The sequence below is a fragment of the Chryseobacterium sp. MIQD13 genome, assembly GCF_050496705.1.
In the GTDB taxonomy this organism is placed as follows: domain Bacteria; phylum Bacteroidota; class Bacteroidia; order Flavobacteriales; family Weeksellaceae; genus Chryseobacterium.
The window spans coordinates 1,130,021-1,152,101 of sequence record NZ_JBNWAF010000002.1 but is presented as its reverse complement, the minus strand read 5'-3'; the positions used below and the strand labels follow the sequence as shown (position 1 = coordinate 1,152,101).

Annotated in this window: 16 protein-coding genes; all 16 read right to left on the bottom strand. The window is 36.8% G+C overall.

The genetic code is table 11. The features are described from left to right. Positions 1-197: 197 nt before the first annotated feature. Entirely contained in the window at positions 198-881 is a 684-nt protein-coding gene (locus tag ACQWU4_RS12220; protein ID WP_429936035.1) for a hypothetical protein, read from the bottom strand. Position 882: 1 nt separating this feature from the next. Next, positions 883-1,758 (bottom strand): dTDP-4-dehydrorhamnose reductase, encoded by an 876-nt coding sequence (gene rfbD / locus ACQWU4_RS12215; protein WP_429936050.1) that lies wholly within the window; start codon positions 1,756-1,758, stop codon positions 883-885. 47 nt (positions 1,759-1,805) lie between these two features. Beyond that, complete coding sequence (locus ACQWU4_RS12210; protein ID WP_429936034.1) at positions 1,806-2,291, bottom strand: acyl-CoA thioesterase; 486 nt, start codon at positions 2,289-2,291, stop codon at positions 1,806-1,808. A 64-nt stretch (positions 2,292-2,355) separates the two neighbouring features. Then, entirely contained in the window at positions 2,356-2,859 is a 504-nt protein-coding gene (locus ACQWU4_RS12205; protein WP_429936033.1) for an OmpH family outer membrane protein, read from the bottom strand. A 66-nt stretch (positions 2,860-2,925) separates the two neighbouring features. Beyond that, the gene (locus ACQWU4_RS12200) at positions 2,926-3,486 is read right to left on the bottom strand and encodes an OmpH family outer membrane protein (RefSeq protein WP_429936032.1); all 561 of its coding nucleotides are present in this window, start codon (positions 3,484-3,486) and stop codon (positions 2,926-2,928) included. Between the two features lie 9 nt (positions 3,487-3,495). Next, positions 3,496-6,033 carry an outer membrane protein assembly factor BamA gene (gene bamA / locus ACQWU4_RS12195; protein WP_429936031.1) on the bottom strand — a complete coding sequence of 846 codons (2,538 nt, stop codon included), beginning with the start codon at positions 6,031-6,033 and terminating at the stop codon, positions 3,496-3,498. A 26-nt stretch (positions 6,034-6,059) separates the two neighbouring features. Continuing rightward, positions 6,060-6,809 (bottom strand): isoprenyl transferase, encoded by a 750-nt coding sequence (locus ACQWU4_RS12190; protein WP_429936030.1) that lies wholly within the window; start codon positions 6,807-6,809, stop codon positions 6,060-6,062. Between the two features lie 5 nt (positions 6,810-6,814). Next, on the bottom strand, positions 6,815-7,705 hold the full coding sequence (locus ACQWU4_RS12185) for a DUF6089 family protein (RefSeq protein WP_429936029.1): 891 nt from the start codon (positions 7,703-7,705) through the stop codon (positions 6,815-6,817). A 213-nt stretch (positions 7,706-7,918) separates the two neighbouring features. After that, a complete protein-coding gene (locus ACQWU4_RS12180; RefSeq protein ID WP_429936028.1) occupies positions 7,919-10,414 on the bottom strand; it encodes a polysaccharide biosynthesis tyrosine autokinase in 2,496 nt (831 codons plus the stop codon). Positions 10,415-10,416: 2 nt separating this feature from the next. Continuing rightward, positions 10,417-11,265, bottom strand: coding sequence for a polysaccharide biosynthesis/export family protein (locus ACQWU4_RS12175; RefSeq protein ID WP_429936027.1), 849 nt, complete (start codon positions 11,263-11,265; stop codon positions 10,417-10,419). Between the two features lie 29 nt (positions 11,266-11,294). After that, positions 11,295-12,422, bottom strand: coding sequence for a glycosyltransferase family 4 protein (locus ACQWU4_RS12170; protein ID WP_429936026.1), 1,128 nt, complete (start codon positions 12,420-12,422; stop codon positions 11,295-11,297). A gap of 115 nt (positions 12,423-12,537) precedes the next feature. After that, complete coding sequence (locus tag ACQWU4_RS12165; RefSeq protein ID WP_429936025.1) at positions 12,538-13,524, bottom strand: glycosyltransferase family 2 protein; 987 nt, start codon at positions 13,522-13,524, stop codon at positions 12,538-12,540. Continuing rightward, entirely contained in the window at positions 13,521-14,297 is a 777-nt protein-coding gene (locus ACQWU4_RS12160; RefSeq protein WP_429936024.1) for an SGNH/GDSL hydrolase family protein, read from the bottom strand. Before ACQWU4_RS12160 ends, ACQWU4_RS12165 begins: the two co-directional genes overlap by 4 nt. Before the next feature lie 14 nt (positions 14,298-14,311). Then, on the bottom strand, positions 14,312-15,379 hold the full coding sequence (locus tag ACQWU4_RS12155; protein WP_429936023.1) for a formimidoylglutamase: 1,068 nt from the start codon (positions 15,377-15,379) through the stop codon (positions 14,312-14,314). 156 nt (positions 15,380-15,535) lie between these two features. Then, entirely contained in the window at positions 15,536-18,094 is a 2,559-nt protein-coding gene (gene topA, locus ACQWU4_RS12150) for a type I DNA topoisomerase (RefSeq protein WP_429936022.1), read from the bottom strand. A 275-nt stretch (positions 18,095-18,369) separates the two neighbouring features. Then, positions 18,370-21,798, bottom strand: a complete 3,429-nt coding sequence (locus tag ACQWU4_RS12145; protein WP_429936021.1) for a T9SS type A sorting domain-containing protein — start codon at positions 21,796-21,798, stop codon at positions 18,370-18,372. Positions 21,799-22,081: the final 283 nt, after the last annotated feature.

Below are 22,081 nucleotides of genomic sequence, written 5' to 3'. Positions count from 1 at the left end.
CGTCATTCACTCCTGCGCTTACTGAATCTCTTTCGTTTTTCAGTGGGGCAAAGATACAGACTTCTATTACACCAAACAAATTTACTTAACATAAAATTCATCTTTTCGTAATATTACACCGTAAACCCCTGACAGGCAGAATGAAAAATTTTAAACTTCTGTTTGATTTTTCTTCTCCATTTTTCTAAACCTAGAATTTACTGTTTATTTTGCACATATATAAGGCTTAAAAACTCTGCATAGGATTTTTCTAAACCTATAATGTCACCAGATTTAAGATTTAATCCGCCGACTCCTGAAGTATCTGATTTTACTTTCAGGGAAGAAACCTGAAAGTACAGGTTCTCATTATTTGTCTTAGGCTGAACCTTAATAGTGGAGCCTAAGAGCTTCTTTGTTGATATAGTATATACTTCTCCCGGAATAATATCCAGCGTAATATAAGATCTGGGTACCAGTAAGTAGTCTTTCTTATTAACATTTATTTTCTGATCTTTATCCGAGGAAGCAAAGATGTACAGTTTTCCATTCTGATCTGTTAATTTTTCTTTGGGAGTATAATACAAGGCAATCTTGTAGTTAGCCGGATTGATAGGCTGAGGGGTACCATCTATATTTTCAAAAGGTTTAAATGAAAAAGTGTTTGCTCCTATTCCTTTTGCTTTTTTATATATTAAAGAAAAAATGGCTGCATCATCATTTGAGAATCCCTGAACTTCAATTTCTCCTAAATATTCGGCACCGGTTGTATTTTCAGCTTTTTTATACAGGAATTTATCTGTATTGTCGTTTGTTTTCTCGACTTTTGAAAGGTACACATTCTGTGCACTACACAGATGGACGCAGAATATGGAAAAGGCAACCGCCAGATTCTTAATCATATTATTGTTGTATTAGTATTTTGACAGACTCTTCAAGGCTGTTTTCCCAGTGCTTAAGTTCAATTTTATAGATCTCTTCTATTTTATCTAAAGACATGGTACTTCTAGCCGGTCTCTTTGCAGGTGTAGGATACTGATCCGTTGTCAAAGGGTTTAACTGTACTGAAGAATTTGAAAATTCTGCAATTTTTTTGGCGAAATCAAACCAGGTTGTTTCCGGATAGTTTGAAAAATGAAAAATACCAAAGGTTTTATTTGGAGTTTCAATAATACTCATGATTGCTTCTGCAAGATCATTTGCGTTGGTAGGCTGCCCAAACTGATCAGCAACAATTCCAAGCTGGTCTTTTTGAGAAAAGAGGCTGAGCATTGTTTTAACAAAATTTTTATTAAACTCTGAATAAAGCCACGAGGTTCTTAAAATAATAGTCCTTGGGTTGATTTCCAGAGCAAGTTCTTCACCTTTTCTTTTTGACTCACCATATACTCCTGCAGGATTGGTAAAATCATCTTCCGAATATGAAAGATTTGTGTCTCCATCAAACACATAATCGGTGGACACATGGATTAATATGCATTTCTGATCTGCACATGCCTGGGCCAGGTATGCGACTCCATCAGCATTTACAGCAAATGCTTTATCTCTTTCTTTTTCGGCCAAGTCAACTGCCGTATAAGCGGAGGCATTGATACAATAGTCCGGTTTGTTATCATAAAAGAAATCATTAATCTGGTCTTCATTGGTGATATCCAAGGTCTGGGAATCCGTAAATATGAATTCATAAACGTTTTCAAAATCAGGAGCAATTTTCCTGATACAGTTACCTAACTGTCCGTTGCTTCCTATTACTGCTATTTTTTCCATCTTTAATTTTATTATTCTATTATTGGATGTATGACAGGCTATTTACCCCTATCTCCCGATTACGAATTCTTTGCGTTCTGGGATCTTAAAAATTTAACTCTCGATTGAAAATCTTTCTGATCAAGCTCTACATAAAATTTTCCAAAAGTTTCTTTTATGTCTTCAGGGTGAATTTCTGATTTTCTTGTTTTAAGATTAAAATAGATTACAGTAACCCATAGTACGGCATGAACTGTTTTTTCGTCCAGGCTTTTCATAAGTATTTCTACTTTAGCTGTTCTGTCCTGTACTTCTATTGTTTTGCTGCTAATCACTACCTGGGTATTGTATCTTACTTCTCTCAAATAAGCGATCTCATTTTGAATGGCAATCCATGTACATCCAGTTTTTTTTGTATATTCTTCGTATGTGAATCCATAGAATGTTTCTACATGATCTTCTCTGGCATTGAACATATAATCCAGATACTTTACATTATTCAAATGTCCTATCGGATCACAATCGCTGAACCTTACTTTTACGGTTGTTGACACTTCTTTTTCCATAGGGCAAAAATAAAAAAACCGCCTTTAAAAGAGGCGGTTAATTTATAAAACTTTGTTAATTTTATTAGTTGATCCCTAATTCTTTCTTAACAGCAGCTGTAGCATCTGCACCTCCTTTGTATACAAGCGCACCAGCATTTGCATCCAAAATGAAGTCATATCCATTAGCTTTAGCTACTTTTTCAATAGCATCGTTCAGCTTTTTCTCAATAGGTCCAAAAGCAACATCCTGCTTACCTTGAAGGTCTTTCTGAGCCTTTTCTTGCATTTGTTGGATTTCTTCTCCTAATTTTTTCATTTCTGCTTCTCTGGCAGCATTTTCATCAGCAGTTTTTTTAGGTGCTTCAGTTTGATACTGCTGAAACTTAACTTGAGCTGCGTCAGCTTTTTTCTTGATCTCAGCTTGTTTTGCATCCAAGAAAGCTTTTATATCAGTATCTGCTTTTTTCTTTTCAGGCATCGCGTTAAGAACTCCCATTAAATCTACAGAAGCTAGTTTTTGAGCTTTTGCCATACTTACCGATACAACCATTATAACCGCGGCAAATAATACACTTAATTTTTTCATAATTGGTAAAATAAATAATTTAATTTGTTTTTAGATTTTAATTTTAAGTAAAAGTTAATTTAAACGTTATTTTTTACTTTTACTGTCCGTCTTTTCTTTTTTATCAGATGCAGCAGACCCTTTTAATAGGATCGTTAATACTTTCTCTGTGTAATCATATCTTGGTAAAAGGAAAAGAACATTGTTATCGGATTTATCAAGAACCGTGCCCAATCCGTTTTTCTCAGCCATTGTTTTTACAGCGGTCCAAATCTGATCCTGGAAAGGAACAACAAGATTTGTTCTCAGTTTTGTAATTTCTCCGTTGGCTCCAAAACGTAAACTTGTTGTAGTTTTGATATTTTTTTCGAGATCCATTACTTCTTTTTCTCTAAGCTTCAGCTGATCTCCTATCAACAAGACTTTTTCACTTTCAAATGCTGATTTTTTTCTTTCGTACTCAGACTGCAGATTTTGAAGCTCGGTCTGCCATGTATCGATCTGGGAATTTAATCTTGCTTCTGCTTCTTTGTATTGTGGTAACTTATCCAAGATATAGCCTGTATCCACTATTCCAACTTTCTGGCCGTTTGAAAAGCCGAAAAGCAGGAACAATACAAATGTGAAAATGATTTTAAGGTTCTTCATATGTGTGAATTATAATGATTGGTTCATCAGGAAGTGTGTTTTCCATCCAGATGGCTCTGTTCCGGAAACGGTTTTATCAAATCCGTAAGCAAAGTCAAATCCGATCAAACCAAAGGCTCCCATATATACTCTTACACCAACTCCCACAGATCTTTTCAGCTGGAATGGGTTGTATGTACTCCAGGAGTTCCATACGTTACCTCCTTCTGCAAAAGTAAGTGCATAAATTTTAGCAGTCTGGTTCATTGAAATCGGGTATCTTAGTTCCAATGTAAATCTGTTATAGATTGTACCTCCTCCTCTTTGGGTGATATCGTCTATTTCTCCTCCGTATGTTGAAGCATTTTCATATCCTCTCAATGGAATCAATTCACGTCCGTCATATCTACCTCCAAATAAACCTGTACCTCCTACGTAGAATCTTTCGAATGGCGGAGCGCCAAGTTTTTTGTTATATCCATCCATGAATCCCATTTCAGCAGAAGATCTCAATACAAGTTTTCCGGCAACTTCGTTATATACATCTGCCTTAAACTTGATCTTGTAGAATTCCATCCACTTATATTTGTCCACCGGTGACATTGTAGAGTAATCTTTATTGCTGAACAATGAGTATGGTGCAGTAAGTTTCGCAGTAACTTCAATGTTTGAACCCATTGTTGGGAAGATAGGGTCAATACCTGCAGAGTTTCTGCTTAAACCAAGGTTAAGGCTTAAGTTATTAGCATCTCCATAGTATTCTGTAGTATCTCCAAACTGGAACGGATAGTTATTGAATTTATAATTCTGGAACTGGATTCCTGTGTATAATGAGAAGTAGTCATCCGGCCAGTTCAATAGTCTGTTCAGACCTGCTGATGCGGAGAAGATGTTAAGCTTCTGGTCATTTCCACTGCTGTCGCTATATTTTACCCTTGAGGTATTTAAACTTACTGAAAGGGAAGTTTGTCTTGTTCCGAATAACCATGGTTCAGTAAATGAAATCCCATAATTCTGGAAATACTGTCCTGCCTGTGCCTGAATAGACAAGGTCTGACCGTCTCCCTGAGGTACCGGCTTAAAGTCTTTGAATTTAAGGAAGTTCTTTAATGAGAAGTTATTGAACGTAAGTCCTAACGTCCCAATAAAGCTGTTACCTCCGTAACCGGCCTGTAACTGTACCTGAGAAGATCCTTTTTCAACCAGTTTCCAGTTGATATCTACAGTATTGTCCTGCTGATTTGGCTGAATATCCTGTCCTACCTGCTGTGGATCAAAGAAGGACATCCCTGCTAAATCAAAGTAAGTTCTTTTAATTTCTGTCTTTTTGAAAAGCTCTCCCGGTTTTGTTCTTAAGGCTCTAAGGATAACGTGGTCATGGGTAGTTGTATTCCCCTGCCATGTTACTTTATTCCATGTTGCCTGTTCTCCTTCATTAATTCTGATCTCCAGGTTTACAGCGTCTCCTGAAACGGATTTTTCTACAGGAGTTACGTTAGAGAAAAGGTAACCATTATTCATGTACACAGATTTGATATCCGAGTCGTCTTCTTTTCCTCCGTCTTCTCCTACTTTTTTATTGAACCCAACAGCATCGTAAATATCTCCTTTTTTATATCCTAATAATCTTTGTAAATATTCTGTAGGATAAACTGTATTTCCGGTAAATGTAACATCTCCGATATAATACTTTTTACCTTCCTTAAGGTTTACATTGATCTCATAGTTGTTTCTTTTATTTCTCCATACGGAATCTGAAACAATCTTGGCATCTCTATATCCTAAAGAGTTATAATAGCTGATAAGGCTCTGCTTGTCTTCCTGATATTTTTCTTCAATGAATTTTGAAGATTTCAGGATTCCGCCGATACCAAATCTTTTTTGCTTGGTTTCTTTGAAGGCTTTTTTTCTAAGCTTTGCATCAGTAACGCTTTCATTACCTTCAAACTCGATATGGTCAATTTTTACTCTTTTACCTTTCTCTACATTGATGGTCCAGTCTACCATAGACGGATCATTTGCATTTACTTTATCCTGAATGGTAATTTTAGCATCTGCATAACCTTTTTTCACATAATCCTTAGGAACTTTAGTCTTAAGGCTGGAGATCAGGTTTTGAGTAATTTTTGTTCCTGGCTTTAGATTATTATCTTTTGTCAGTTTATCATTTTTAGATTTACCGATCCCTTTACCTGTGAATTTTACTTCTCCAAGTTCTTTAAGATCTTCCAGGTAGAATCTCAAAACTACAGTCTGCCCTTCAATACTCTGAACATAAACTTCAACTTCTGAAAAAGACTGGGTATCCCAAAGCTTTTTAACAGCGTTGCTGATCTTCTGTCCCGGAATATCTACAGCTTCTCCTTTAGTTAAGCCAGTAAATCTTAAGATTTGTGCCGGCGTATATTTTTTTACCCCATCTACAACAATGTCTTTAAGAGTGTAAGTTCCTGCTTCATTTTCTGCATGTACAGCATTATTTACTTTAGTGCTGTCCTGAGGAGTTACTTGTCCATAAAAATGTGCCGAAGCAGCAAACATTATGATGGGTAATAGTCTAAACTTCATTTTATCGAGTCTTTCTTTTCTTTAATTTATTGGGCATTTATCTGATCGCCGGTTAAGCCGTATCTTCTTTCTTTATTCTGGTAATCAACGATACACTGGAAGAAGATATCTTTTGTAAAATCCGGCCACAGAACATCTAAAAACTGTAATTCCGCATAAGCAATCTGCCAAAGAAGGAAGTTGCTTATTCTTATTTCCCCGCTGGTTCTGATCAGGAGGTCTACAGGCGGAAAGTCTTTTGTGTAAAGATAGTTTTCGAATAGTTTTTCATCAATATTCTCAATATCTACTTTGCCTTCTTTCACATCAGAACTGATACTTTTTACTGCATTTAATATTTCATTCTGCGAACCATAGCTTATGGCCAGTACTAAATTGCCTTTTGTGTTTTCTTTTGTAAGCTCTACCACACGTTCAAGCTGTTCTCTTACAAGCAGAGGAAGCTTATCCAGGTTTCCAATAACATGCATTCTGAGTCCTTTGCTAAAGATCTCATCAGCCTCAAGTAATAAGGTTTCCACCAGCAGATTCATCAGTGTACTTACTTCATCTGCAGGACGGCTCCAGTTTTCCGAGGAAAATGTATACAGTGTTAAATAAGGTATATTGATCTCATTACAGGCATTAATGGCATTTCTTACTGCATTAATGGCATTCTTGTGGCCGAAAGTTCTTTCTTCGCCACGTGTTTTTGCCCATCTTCCATTGCCGTCCATAATAATGGCGACGTGTTTCGGTAAATTCTGAGAATTTATTTTATCTTTAATCAACGACATATTAATTAATCACAATAGCACGGAGGTCTTCCGAATGAATAGGTAAGTCCTAAACTAAAAGTATTCATCCAGTCCTTAGACCTTTCGTCACCTATATTTCTTTTACTAAGAAGTTCTTGTTCTCTTTCTTTAGAGACTGCATAATAGTTTCCTGACTGCAGCAGCGAACCGCCTGTAGCAGGATCTAAAATATCTCCATTAAAGCTGGATGTTAGATCTTTTGAAAGCAATCTGCTATGGTCAAGCTGATCGGTCAATGTATATCTAAATGTAGCTTCTGCAAATATAGCCCAATTATGGTTGAACTTATATTTTAAACCAACCCCAAAAGGGATATGCATTGTTACTTTCTTCCCTAATGTATATTCCGGAGTGCTCTTGAAATCCTGTTCATTAAGAGGGGCCTGTGCCACTCCGTCAGGATCTCTTCTAAAATCGTGTACAAGATTGGCTTTAGGGGCATCAAACATTAAAGCACCTATACCTCCAAAGATATAAGGACTCACCATACTTACCTGCTCATTATTTACAGGGAAAAGGTTGTATTCGAACATTAAGCTTGCTTCGTATACGTTATTTTTTCCGTATGAGTTTCTATTCACTCTATATTCTTCTTTCGCAGCTTTATCGCTGAACTGGATCTGGTTGTAACCTAAATCCAATCTAACAGTTTGATGCGGATTAAAATTAAATCTATATAATAAACCTCCATAAAATGGGAAACCCCAATCTGACATTCTGTCTAAATCCAACGGCTTTTGTAAAATATAATTGGTCCGTCCTATGTCCCCAACTAGGTTACTCATCCCTAGACGAACTCCCAATTCGTTTCTTTGTGCTTTAACACTTACCATTCCAAGGAAGGCAAGAAAGCTAAACAATAATTTTTTATTCATAAAAGAATATGGATTTATGGTTATTTTAAAATTTAATTTTTGCAAATATAAAACATTTTTATATTAATGATATTCTTAATGTATAGTTAAAAATAAACAAAAAAACATAATTTGTTATAAAGTAAACGGCAAAGTGCCAAAAATATTCTTTTTTCCTTAGATTACCAATACTTGAAGTATAAAAAAACCCCCATTTGCTGAGGGTTTAAAACGTTATTTTTTATTAAATATTGTTTGGACCTTATTTCGGATTTTAATTAGCAGTGGTTCTTTATAATTTTTATCTTCATCAAAATAGCCATATCCGTATCCGTAACCATATCCGTAACCATATCCATAGCCTTGTTTCTTATTATAATCATTATAAATAAGTCCTAAATGATCAATCTCATCGTTATGATATTTCTCGGTGATCATCTTCAGCATATATTTCTCGGTATATTCATGACGAACTACATAAATATTAGCGTCAGAATGTTTCATCAGTTCATAAGAATCTGCCACTAAGCCTACCGGTGGAGAATCGATGATGATGAAATCATATTTCTCTTTCAGTTCTTCCAAAAATCTGATATTCCTGCTGCTCATTAACAGCTCAGAAGGATTTGGAGGAATAGGTCCCGAAGTAGCTACATCCAGATTAGGGATCTTCGTTTTATTAATGATCTGGTCTATATCCACTTCTCCTGTCAGGTAATTGGAAATACCATATTTATTATCAATTTTAAAATCTCCAAAAATCTTAGGCTTTCTAAGGTCCATTCCGAGAAGGATTGTTTTCTTGTCACTTAATCCTATTACTGAGGCTAAGTTGATTGAAACATATGTTTTTCCCTCACCCCCGATAGAGGAAGTAACCAAAATAATTTTCCCCTGCCCTTCTTTGTTGTCTTCCATCAGGAATCTCATGTTTGCTCTGATTCCTCTGAAAGCCTCCGATACTGATGATTTAGGCTGCTCCAAAACAGTAAGCATATTCTCATTGGTATTGTTGCCGATAACGCCAAGAAGCGGAATCTTCGTTGCACTCAACAATTCTTTAATATTTCGGATCTTGTTATCTAATGCTTCTCCAACTAAGATGAACAATAATGGAATTAGTAATAATCCAAACATAATTCCTGACTTTATTGCTTTTACATTAGGTCCAATTGGGCCTTGTCCCAAATTCTTTGCAGGGTCAATTACGGTAATATCAGACTGGTTGGTAGCTACTTTCAGCTGAGCTTCATTCTGTCTACTCAAAAGGCTGTTATATGTAGCTTCAATCATATTGTAGCCTCTTTCTGCATCCAGATATTTTCTTTCTTTTTCGGGGTATAGATTCAGCTCTGTATTGGCTTCTGTTATCTTGCTGTCTATCTTATTGATCTCATCATAATACTTCGTATAATAATTTCTCAAAGAACCTGATGAACCAGTTCTTGCTTCATTAATAAGCCTGTCAATTTCTCTCATAGGCTCAGAATTCGGCTTATAGATGGTTGCCATTTCTCTTTTCTTAAGATATAAAGCTTTAAGCTCTGTAACAGAAGCAGTAAAGAAACCGTCCTCAAAACCGGCAGCATTGGTACTGATCATTTTATCAAAATCCCTGGACTGCAGTGTATTTTTAATATTATTCAGCGAGCTTATTTTGCTTACAATATCAGCTTTTCTTGCCTCAAGATTTTTTATTTCTTCCAGAGATTTTTCATCCCTGTCTTTAATATTATATAGCTTTTCCGAAGTTTTCAGGTAGTTCAGAACTGCAGCACTTGAATCCAGTTTTTTCCTGATTCCGCTTATATTTTCCTGCAGATAAACATCTGTATTTTTATTAACTATATTTTTGTCTGCCAGTCTTTTTTTCTGAAGTTCAGCTACAGATTTATTCAAGAAATTTACAGTACTGTTAAGATTATAGCCTCTCTTGGTTATAATCATAATGGTTCCGATTTCTTTATCGAAATCTACTCCTATGGTAGAAACAATTCCATTAACAGTCTGGTTTACAGAATTAAGATTGATAATAACGTTATCTACTTTTATTTTAGGAGCTTCCGTATTCTTAAGGAGTCTGAACCTGAGGTTCGGAGAAGTATACCATTCGTTAACTTTTATAATTTTATTTGCAGGTCTGGCATATCCGCTAATAGATTGGAATCCCTCTGATTCATAGCTGTATAAACTGGTAGACTGCCCTTCTTCGGGAAGAACCACTTCGTAGGAATTTTCCCCTTTTGGTATCAGAGTAATCGGGTAATTAATCTGCTGAAGATGGCTTTTATCAATCTGAAGGAATACAGGTGAATCTGTTTTATCAATATATGTTGATTTGATCAACCCTTTGGTGGAATAACCAACAAAAAGGTCGAGTTCTTTTACCAGAAATTCGTTATGAGATCTGGACAATAACATTTTTTTAAGATACACTCCGTCCTGATTCCCGTTCTGCCCCCAAATGAAGTTGATGGACTGATTGGGTGTAAAGTAACTGGAAGTATTATTGGATATGCTCAGAGAAAGGTCGGATGCATAAATGCTCTGTGCATAATATTTACTGTATATCCACGAAATGACATACCCGATGAGCAGCATACATACAAACCAATACCAGTTTTTAAGTATTCTTCTTAGAAAATGCTCAATATCAAATAATGCAAACGATCCGTACTTCTCCTTCTGGGGTTCGCTGCTCCCTATTTTAGTGTCTCTGTCTGGAATCATGGTTAAAGGTTTTTAAGAAGCAGATAAATGGATAATGCTGTAGTAATCACCGATACCCCAGTTGTTAAAGTCTGAATAGGATCTTTTCCAAATCCATTCAAGCTCTTTCCTCTTGTATTGAGATAAATCTCATCACCATTCTGTACATAATAGTACGGAGAGTTCATAATATCTTCGCGGGTAAGGTCTATTTTTGCTATTTTTATTCCTTCCGGCAATTTTCTGTGGATAACAATATTTGTACGGTCAACGGTTCTGTTCATCCCACCGCTAATAGCCAAGGCTTCCGTAATAGTCAGTGTATTTTTGTGAGCAACTTTTTCACCTGTAAGACCTGTAGTTTCTACATCTCCCAGAATATAATAGGTGATTCCGTTTGTATTCAGTCTTACTTCTGATTTTCCTTCCTGAAAATTTTCATTTACTTTTTCCTGAAGTTCCTGAGTAACATCATCTAATGTTCTTCCTTCGGCTTTCACATATCCTATCCCGAAAACGTTGATATCCCCTTTAGAATCTACTTTAAGTCCATTAAAATAAAAATTCACATTTCCTCCACCAGAAGAACCTCCGACTCCTCCTACAGAAGAAGTAGTAGAACCACTTGCTCCTCCGGACGCATTCAAAGTTGAATAAAACTGAGCTGCATCTCCCTTGGGAGTAGTTACAATGTTAAGATTAAGAATATCGTTCTTTGTAATTCTGTAGATAGGAATATTGTAGGGAACAAGTCCTTCTTCATTGATTACAAGGCTTTCGCTGGGCTGCATATACCTTACATCTTTTTTGGTGATGCAGGATGTAATAAAAAAGGGTAATAATAAAAATAAATATTTCAAATTCTTCATCATATTTTGGATGTTGTTTGCAAAAGTAAAAATTAAATTCCTATTTTCTTATTATTTCGTAAACGATATATGATATCCGGAAGATAAGCTCCAAAAAATCCTAACGAAATAATGATCAGTAAAAGGAGATTTATATTGATATGCCTTAAATAATAAGCCACAGTTACAATCATCAGATAATACACAATAATATAAAACGTAGAGCGTCTGTGAGTAAGATCAAGCTTCAGCAGTTTGTGATGGATGTGGTTTTTATCTGCATCAAAAGGCGATTTTTTATTGCACAGCCTTATAATGATAACATTTAAAGTATCCACAATCGGCAGGATAAGAATAGCAACAGCTATTACCGGTGCAGACTGCAGATGGTATCTTGGAACATTGGGAAGTTCTCTGTCTATAAAAATATCAATAAAACAGATAGATGTAAAAGCCAGAAGGAAGCCAAGAAGCATAGAACCCGTATCTCCCATAAATATTTTATTGGCCCTGTAATTGGACAGGTTATAGTATAGAAATGCCAGCACAGTACCTATGATAACTACTGATAAGACCACCAGCGGGAAATTATATTCTCCCAGCCTGTAGTAACTTATTCCGAAAAGACCGCTGCAGATTACGGAGTATCCTCCGGCCAGACCATCTATTCCATCAATAAGGTTAAAAGCATTGATCAGAATGATAAAGGTAATAATACTAAACAGCACGCTTACAAAATAGCCCATTTCATAGATTCCGAATATTCCGAACAAACTTCTGATCCTGATATCTGACCCTATTACAGCCAGCGCAGATACAATAATCTGGGCAACAAGCTTTTTATAGGCTCTCATCACAACAATATCGTCCATTACACCAATGTACAGGAGAATAATTAATGACGCGAATAAAAATTTGTAAAGATCAAAAAGCTCATATGCAAAGATAGATGCACAGATTCCGATTGAATAAAAGATGGCAATTCCGCCAAGATTCGGGATTTTTCTGAGGTGGGAGCTCCTTACGCCCGGTTCATCCATAAGATTCTTTCTTCTGGAGATCTTAATGATAGTTGGGATGGAGAAAAAGGTAATTAAAAAAGAGAATAGAAACCCTAATCCTATTTTCACGTAAAAAATAGAAATTCCTGATTCGCTTAAGAACAATTCAAAATTCTTCATTTTTTTTTATCAAGCACATCATCAATATCTCTAATAAAACATATCAAGAGCTCACCAAGAGTCTATTTGTCAATGTTTTATATAATGACTGAAATAATTGCACTTATCATTTGTGTTATAACAACTTTCTTATCAGCTTCTTCTGCCCTGCAAAAAACAACAGATAAAAAATCTTTTTTTTCATCGGCAAAGATAAAAGATAATTCTTACCAAAACGAGTATAGTTTAATATATCTCGAATTTTTATTTTTCTTTCACCCATAAAAACAGCCAGTTCATCATCCATTTTATAAAATATTTCCTCATCTTTTACAAAAGCGAGATAGGCTAAAAAAGAATATACGCCTTCAAAAATCTGGAAGTTTTTAAGCTCTTTTCTTTTATGGGAATATCCGGATTTTTCAAATACAGCTTCTACATCTTTTACAGCTTTCAGGATATCAAGCCCTTTTTCTGTGTGGGTTTTTGTAATAGAATCTGTACGTTCAAGATACTGATAGTGGAAATTCTGGGTCTGGGCCAAAGCTTTACATTCCAGAAGGAGCTGCGGTATCAGCTGAATATCTTCAAAATGAACTCCTTTTTTAAATCTTTTATCAGCAAAAAGCTCTTTTTTAAACAATTTATTGCAGGCAAAGTAACTCAGATCTGAAAACACAGAAAAATAATCTTCAAGCTCTATTTTTTCAGACATATTGGGAATCTGGGTAAGCTTTTGGGTTACTTTTCCATTCTGATCTACCTTCTGAATATTGCAGATAACCATTTTAGCCTGATGCTTTTCAGCTAATTGCAGCATTTCGTCAAACATGGTTTCAGTAACATAGTCATCGCTGTCTACAAAACCGATATATTCTCCTGAAGCTCTTTCTATGCCAAAATTTCTGGCATCACTTAAACCTCCGTTCTCTTTGGTAAAAGCTTTTATCCTGTCCGGAAATTTTTGTGCATATTCTTCAATAACAAGTCCTGACTGGTCTTTGCTACCATCATCAACGACTAAAATCTCAATATCCTGAAGAGTTTGCCCCACCAGAGAATCCAGGCATTTGGCCAGGTAATTTTCTACATTATATACGGGAACTATAACTGAAACCTTCATTTTGTGCTTTCTAAATTAACAATTCCTCTGGCTAAAAATTCACTGAATTTCTGATAACCCTGCTTATTCAAATGAAGCGGATCTGCATAAAGAATTCTGTCTTTATCATAATCAGGAGTTACTTCATCAAAATTTAAAACAGTTACTTTCCTATCCAGCCCGTCATGCTTTAATTCAGCCAGAAGGACATTTCTGTACTCCGGTATTTTAAACTGGTCGCCGCCGTTCATAACCAGCTCAGCACTTCTGTTGCTCAGACTGCTGATTATATTTTTATTTTTAAAATCTTCTTCAACTCCAAATTCAGGAAGGGAAACAATAACGGGCTTGATGTTATAATGCAGAAGTGTTTTAATGATCATCATCATATGATGGGTATAAAACTCCGGTCCAACATGGGTTGCGGCATCATTTACCCCGGCAATTACGATGCAGTAGTCCGGTTTTTTTTCAATTACTTTTTTGGAAGAAAATTCTTCATTTTCGTCCTTAAAAAGATTTTCATAGATCTTTTTGGTCTTCGCTCCGGGATTTCCGGATGAATAGATTTTTGCCTGTACTCCCTTATCAGAAAGTTTTTTCTGCAAAAGTGAATCCAGATTCTGTCTTACCACCCAACTATCACCAATAATGCCAATCTGTAAACCATTTTCCGGTTTTGTACCGGAAGAAAAATAGCTTTCTTCTCCGGCATAGGAATATTTATTCCAGAAATAGACGAAGCTCAGCACTCCGATTAACAGAACAATACCTAATACTATCTTTTTTTTCATCTTTATGTGTGTACTTAAAAAGTCAGCCTGGGATTAAGCGTTCCTCTTTTTGCTTCTTCAAAGTCCTTTTTAGAACATGGGATACAATTTTCTATATTTTCATCTTCTCCGAAATACCATAGATTGCTGAAAGTATCCCTTTTGAAAGCATACTGGTTATCATCAATCAAAACATAGAACAACTCATAATGCCTTTCTTTCGGATGGGATCTCTGAATATTGATTCCTTCAATCAGATACCAGATCATCTGAGCAAGCAGCTGGTGGTTCAGCTGGCTTTCGGAATAAATATTATAATTGAAAATTCCTACAGATTTCAGATTCTCGCTCAGCCCTATTTCTTTCATGTAAGCACATATTTCGCGTCTGTTGAGACCGTTGACCTGCGGATTCATGGAAAAAGGTTCGCTGAAACTTTCAACAGCATCACAGTTTAGCGTTACCAAATCTGTTTTTCTGAAAAAAGGTTCTGTTTTTTCTGTAGAATTCATCATTTCAGCAAGGCGGATGATGTCAAACTCCACTTCTTTGATAAGTCTTACGGAATCTGCTTCATTAAGATGCTTCTGGTAGCCTAAATGATGATAGTTCTTGATAGAGAAATTCTTGGAACCTAAAATTTTCCCTAAAAAGGTATGTTCGTTAATTATTTCCCCTTGCTGCAGGGAAATAATATTACTGATCTGGGTATAGTTAATATTTTGTTTATGAAAATTCAGCGTGGAAAATAATGAGAAAGCAAAATCATTGGACCCGCCGATAATTACCGGAATAGCTCTTTTGTAATGACATGCCGACAAAACCTCCTGCAGAATGTAATGGGAATCCTGAACAGATTTTCCGGAAACCAGATCTCCAAGATCTACCACAGGAATTTCAAAATCCAGCTGTGAAAGTTTATAAAATTCTTTTCTAACTGCTGTAAAATCCTGTACTTCCGCATCACCGCCCGCTCCCCTGTAATCGGAAACAAAGAGAAGAACAATGCTGTCTTCTTTTATATTCTTCGTGATTCTGCTGCCAATCTGCCAGCTTTCTGTTTTGAAATTTCTTGGTGAAATGATAAAATCTTCAAAATCCATATTTTAATCTGAGAATTTGAGAACGTATTAATTATTAAATGCTTTATTGAACAAACATACAAAAAAACCTCAGCAAGTTCATATGGCGCAGCATTTTTGTTGATAAAAAAAGCCGTCAACACATATTGTCAACGGCTTTGTATATTTATTCTAATATTATTTCTTCTTGGCAACTGTCTTTTTCGCTGCAGTTGTCTTCTTAGCTGCAGGTTTCTTTGCCGCCGGCTTCTTTTTCTCTGCAAAAGCGTTTTTATCCTGATCGGTGATCCATTTTTTCACCTCATCCAGAGACACATCTTTCAGTTCTTCTGCTTCGTATTTTGTGTCATCTTTCTTCTTCGGGATCTTGAACATTGCTTTTCCGAATTTAACGAAAGGCCCCCATCTTCCGTTTTCAATGGAGATTTTTTCTTTTTCCCACTGCTGGATATACCGGTTGGCTTCTTTTTCCAGTTTAGCATCAATCAGTTCATTGATGTCACTTTGGGAAAGATTGTCGAAGTTATATTTTTTAGGAACATTCACAAAAATATCTTTGTATTTGATGAATGGTCCGAATCTTCCTGTTCCTTTTGTTACCGGATCTCCTTTATAAGTCGCAATTGGCGCATCGGCTTTCTTCTTTTCATTGATAATTTCTTCTGCACGCTCCTGCCCCACAGAAAGTGGATCTTCTCCTTTCGGAATGCTGATGAATGTTTCTCCCCATTTCACATAAGGCCCGAATCTTCCGACTCCTACAGAAACAGGCTGTCCTTCAAATTCATTAAGCTCAAATGGCAGTTTGAAAAGCTCAAGTGCCTCTGCTAAAGAAATAGTTGCAATATTCTGTCCCGCCATTAGTGAAGCGAAGATCGGTTTTTCTTCATCTTCGGTTTCACCGATCTGGATCATTGCTCCGAATCTTCCGATTCTTGCGTGAACATTTTTACCTGTTTTAGGATCTACTCCAAGAAGCCTGTCTCCGGTAGCACGGTCTGCATTTTCTTCAACATCTTCAATTCTCGGGTGGAATTTTGAATAGAAATTCGTCATCATCTCCTTCCACTTCTGGTCTCCGTTGGCAATTTCGTCAAAACTTTCTTCTACTCTTGCTGTGAATCCATAATCCAGAATTTCTTTGAAATTATCTGTCAGGAAGTCATTAACAACTTCACCAATATCGGTAGGTACAAATTTATTCTTATCACCCCCGAATTTTTCATCAAGAACTTCTTTTTTGATCTTATCTTTTGCAAGAGTCATTTTGACTACCTCACGGGTTTGAGGATCAATCTCTCTTTTGTCCACATATTCTCTGTTCTGAATAGTCTGAATCGTCGGTGCATATGTAGACGGACGGCCAATTCCCAGTTCTTCCAGTTTTTTCACCAAACCTGCTTCGGTATATCTCGCACTTGGTCTTGTGAACTTTTCTGAGGCAGTGATTTTTTTATAACTTAAAACCTCACCTACACTTACTTTAGGTAACAGTTTTTCATTGTTTTCCTCATCATCATCTTCGGTTTTTACAATACCGTAAGCTTTCAGGAAACCATCAAAAATGATTACTTCTCCCTGCGCTTCAAAATGCTGTGGTAATGATGCATTACCTATTTCAATAACAGTCTTCTCAATTTTAGCATTAGCCATCTGGGAAGCCAGTGTTCTTCTGTATATTAGTTGATATAATCTGTTTAACTGAGCATCACCGATGCTTTTCACCGCAAAATCAGTAGGACGGATGGCTTCGTGAGCTTCCTGTGCAGAGGCAGATTTTGTAGTGTAGTTTCTTGGTGAAGAATATTCTGCTCCGTATTCTGAAGTGATCTGTTTTTTTGCTCCTTCAATCGCTTCCTGTGAAAGATTCACGGAGTCGGTTCTCATATAGGTAATATATCCTTCCTCATAAAGCCTCTGTGCAAGACGCATCGTATTGGTTACGTTATATCCTAATCTTGAAGATGCTTCCTGCTGCAGTGTGGAAGTGGTGAATGGGGCGGAGGCAGAACGTGTTCCTGGTTTTGTTTCAACATTCAGAACTTTAAATTCTGTAGTTTTTGCCTTTTCAAGAAATTTTTCTGCATCCTCTTCTTTTTCGAAGTCTTTTTTTAGTCTCGCAGCAATTTCCTGTTCGGTTTTATTTAAAAATATTCCGTCCAGTTTAAAGCTTGCTTTCGGAGTAAACTCACGGATTTCTTTTTCTCTTTCAACAATCAGTCTTACAGCTACAGACTGTACTCTTCCTGCGGAAAGGCCCGGCTTTACTTTTTTCCAAAGAACGGGAGACATTTCAAAACCTACGATTCTGTCCAGAACTCTTCTTGCCTGCTGGGCATTGACAAGGTTCTGGTCAATATCTCTTGGGTTGTCAATTGCTTTTAGAATGGCATTTTTAGTAATCTCGTGGAAAACAATTCTTTTCCTGTTTTCAGGCTTTAATTTCAATTCATCCGCAAGATGCCATGCAATAGCTTCTCCTTCACGGTCCTCATCGGAAGCCAGCCATACCATTTCAGCTTTTTTTACGGCAGCCTTTAATTCTGTTACCAGTTTCTTTTTGTCCGCCGAAACTTCGTAATCAGGACTGAATGTGGCAAGATCTATTCCCATCCCTTTTTTCGGAAGGTCACGGATATGCCCGAAACTTGATTTCACTTCGAAATCCTTTCCTAAATATTTCTGAATAGTTTTTGCTTTTGCCGGTGACTCTACGATTACTAAATTTTTCGACATTCTAAAAAAAATTTTTTGCAAAAGTAAAGCTTTTTTATTATATACTTTTTGTTAAAACGGTTTAATTTAATATTTGGATGCGTTTAACAGGCGTTCATAAGGGCGTTTTTAATGATATCAAGTCCTTTAGGGAGTAGAGTTTAGCCCAAAATCCAGCTTATATAAAACAGACAATATAGAATTTTTCATCAACAGTGATAGATGCAAAATATATGGATACAAAAAAAAGCAGAACGGAGAACCCATTCTGCTTTGTTAATATTACTTTTAAGTTTCTATTGTTTGATTATTTTCACTATCTCTTCGGAATTATTTATTCTTACTAAATATACTCCCGAACCAAGTGCAGATAAGTCCGTTTTCCCGTTTTCAAATTTACCGGATTTCACCAGCTGTCCGGAGACATTATAGATCTGGTAATAATAGCCTGCTTCACCCGAAGCTTTGATATACAGAATATCTTTTACCGGATTAGGGAATAAAGAGATTTTGTTTTCATTTACTTTTTCTTTCACTTCAGTACTGCTTAAGATTGCAGCTTCTTTCCCTGAAGCCAAAACCGTAACCTGTAATCTTGGAACAGGACCTGCCTCATTTCCCTGAGCATCATATTTCACTCTCACACATCGGCAGCTTGTTCCCAAATAAGGATCGTTATTATCATTAAATGCAATAAACCGGTTGGCCGTAGATGCTGCATCAAACAAAACGTTAACTGATCTTCCGAGATAATTTGAAGCCAAAGATCCCGTCCAGACTCCCGGATATTGGAAATTAACGGTATTGAACGTACCCTGCGGAGACTGATTGGCCAGAACACTTCTGAATCCGCGCGAACCTGAATCCGGAAAACTACCTATTATATAAGATGGGCCAATAAGCATATACCCTATGGTGGAAGTCGTTGAAGGATGTCTAACCCTATATCCTGCATAATCTGCACTTACACTATAGAAAGCAGCTACATTCTTATCTTTTTTATAAAAAGGTGACTGTCCAAAATCCTGGTTAGAAATCAGGGCCACATTGGTAAGATCAGGAATCCTCCATCCTTCCGGACATGGATCGAAAGGCGATTTTGCACCTCCTCTTCCCCATCTGTCAGCAGCAAGATTCGGTTCATTGGAAAGCCAGTCCGAGCCATTGGTATAAGCAGGCATTGCACTGTTGTATGGCGCAAAAGAACTTGGAATCATATATACCAAAGGATTTTTTACGGAATAAGACAGCACTTTTGCTATTTTATCCGCCGGTTTATCTGTACTCTGAATCATTGATGCTACGTATGTATTATAAGGAACAATATAATTTCCGGACATATTATTGTATACAGCAGGAGTCAAAGTAGTATAAGCAACTGCCCCGTTATCCGCCGTTGTCCCCAGAAATATATTATAAGAAGCCTTATTATCCGCATATTGAAATGTAGGAATGGGATCTTTCCTTCCCCACTGATAATGCATTCCGGTGGATGCCCGTATTTTTGCAAGCTCTGCAGCGGTCGGCGTCATCGCATTGACAACTATGGGAAATGCATCTGTCGCTCCAAGATTTCTGTCCATAAATTCTGTCTGCAGCACAACATCGGCTTTATTCACATAATTCACATAGTTTACTGCTTCTGCCATCGGTAGTTCCGTTCTATAATTAAAAGATCCTATGGAAGAATCAGTAATCCAGATATGCCAGCTCCAATAAACCGGAGAAGAAATACTACCGTTATGCAGCGTTATTACTGCATTTCCACTTTGATTTGGATTAATCTCTACTGAAATCTTTGAATCATTCAGGTCCTGAAGCGAAGCAGGGGAAGGATTAATAACTCTTATCTTGTTAATCAGAGCCGTATTAGTAGTCCATAGCACATTGGCTTTTAAACTATTAAAACTGGCAGGATCTAATATCTCCCGATTATTCAAAAGCTGGCTCTGGACCGAAAAAGCTTTACTTACCGGAACTTCTACAGTAAAAATCTGTGTATTTTTAACAGCCTGATAAGTATTCGGATTATTAATCCCCTCTTTATACTCCGTTTGAGGATCAAGATATTCGGAAGGGAAATCATAGTTATCTACTACATAAAGCGGATCTTTGATGCACCTGCAGCCATTGGCTTCAGAGGTATACATTCCTGACTCCGGCATATAAAGATACCGCCCTTTGATATTGGGATAATTAGGATCAGGGATATCAGGCTGTCCTTTATCAGGAATCATATAAAGTCCTCTGGTGATTACTGCCGGGGAAGTATCAAAATGTCTGGCCATTGTAGCCGTCCATAAGGCGACATGGTGCTGGTCGGTATATTGTCCCAGATGGGCAGATCTTATCAGCTGACCTGTACCCGGAAAAATCCCCATATTATTTCCTCCCGCACTGGAAAGATCAAAGCCTAAATTAGGATAGACACGGAATCCTGTCATAAATGCAGGAACTCCGGCATCAGTCGGTTTTATAATGTGATATTTATTAGTTTCGAAAACATTTTTAGCCATATTGGTTCTGACTCCGAAAGGAGAAAAATCCAGCCTGATATCATCCACATAAGACTGGGAGGCCAGGTTGGCTACTAACATTGATGGTATTCTCCATCCGTTCGGGCAGGGATCATAAGGAGATTTATCCCTGTAAGGCTTTGCACTGGTATTGTTGTTATAGCCTGTACTGATAAATCCCTGAGAATTATCAGACCAAAGATTTAGCTCCGAAAGCCTGTTATCGGGTATTGCAGCTGAGCGCCCGAACCAATTAACAGGAAGATTCAGGTTGTTATTGTAGTATGCCTGACCGCTGTTGTCATCTTTGTTCACATAGATCAGACTTAATGGATTCTTCACTGAAAGCTTTATATTACTGGCTACTTCTGCACTTGCAAGCGGAATGAATTTTGTGAGATTATCAATATTCATGGCATCGGTAAAATTTTTTGCTCCTCTATGCCTGACTCTTCCTATGGATCCTGAAACCTCGTAAAAGTCATTTCCTCTTGTCACCAAAGGTGGAATCGGGTCTTTTCTTCCCCACTGGTAAAGCAGCCCACCACTTCTGTTCCAGTCTGAGGAGGTAATGGAACTGCTTAAAGCTCCAAGATTACGGTCCATCCAGCCCCATTCGGAATCCGGAATCTGCTCAATTGTTCCGTCTGCTCTCATTCTTGTAATATTATCGAAACTTTTATAGGTTGATCCGTTACCAGGATCGTCCGTCACCCATATATGCCAGCTCCAATAGATCTCATCGTTTACCCTCAGTGCAATGACTGCATTTCCTTTTTTAGCTTTATTGACGGGAACTCTTATTTTGGCATTTTCATCAGAGTTCATAATTTCCAGCGAATATTTCGGACCGGATTTAATAAGACCGTGGGTATCTTCCCACAGCACGTCCGCTGTTACTCTACCGGAAGGAATCCCGCCGCTTTTAATGTATTTGTCTTCCATCCACATAGCATAGGCTTTTTTAACAGGAACCAATAAGCCTTCACTATTCTGTCTGGGATCAAAAATGTAACTGTTGGGAGCCTTTGTCCAGTCCGGAACCTCTGATATCTTATTGTCAGGTTTCGCCAGCGTATCTCTTGCAAGCACTAATCTTCCCTTAAAATTGTCCGGAAGATATTCTTTTAAATCTCTACTATTCCTGGAATAGGTACAAATCGACACTAGGCAAAAAATTGCCGCAAAATTTTTAACTAAATTTTTCATATCCTTAGATTTGTGTGCTATTATAGAAATACAACTTTTAAACCTTTGTCACCAATAAACAATTAATAATATCAATAATAAAATTATTAATTAATTACAATAACAATAAATCAACATTAAAAGATTATAAATACAAAAACGGCACTTTCTACTTTTCAACGCAAAAGTAAGATGTTTGATTGATATTTTTTATGATCTTCCTCAAATTGAATAAATGTTAATAGTAGTTCAGGAAATAAGAAATAAAAAAAAGACAGCTTTTGAAGCTGTCTTAAGATATGAT